Genomic DNA, 474 nt, shown 5'->3' on the forward strand with positions numbered 1-474 from the left:
TTATCCTCTGGACTCCGTATTTCGAAGGCTGCAGATGATGCAGCGGGATTAGCAATCTCTGAAAAAATGAGGGCGCAAGTTAGGGGACTAGGACAAGCCCAAAGAAATATTCAAGATGCGGTCTCCTTAATACAAGTCGGGGAAGCTGGATTAAATGAAATAACAAAAAATTTACAAAGGGTACGAGAACTCTCTGTTCAGGCAGCAAGTGGCCATTTGACCAACTCTGATAGATTGGCACTGAATAATGAGGTAAATGAAATCAAAGAAACTATTAATGATATTGCTAAAAATACAGAGTTTAACGAAAAGAAAATTTTGTATTCCGGACAGATCGAACAGCAAACGATTACAACGGAAGTGTGGGTAGAGGTCGGGGCAGGTGAAACGGTGCATGCAACTTATATTAATGTTCCTGATCCACCCAATCCCGAAAGTTTATGGGTTGTAGGTGAGTTTGGAACTATTTCAGGA

Annotated in this window: 1 protein-coding gene; it reads left to right on the plus strand. The window is 40.9% G+C overall.

The genetic code is table 11. The annotated features are described in order from the left end of the window. Window positions 1–474: flagellin N-terminal helical domain-containing protein (locus tag KH400_RS20950; protein WP_498067636.1), on the plus strand; the 474-nt coding region annotated here is incomplete at both ends.

This window comes from Desertibacillus haloalkaliphilus, assembly GCF_019039105.1.
Taxonomy (GTDB): domain Bacteria; phylum Bacillota; class Bacilli; order Bacillales; family KJ1-10-99; genus Desertibacillus; species Desertibacillus haloalkaliphilus.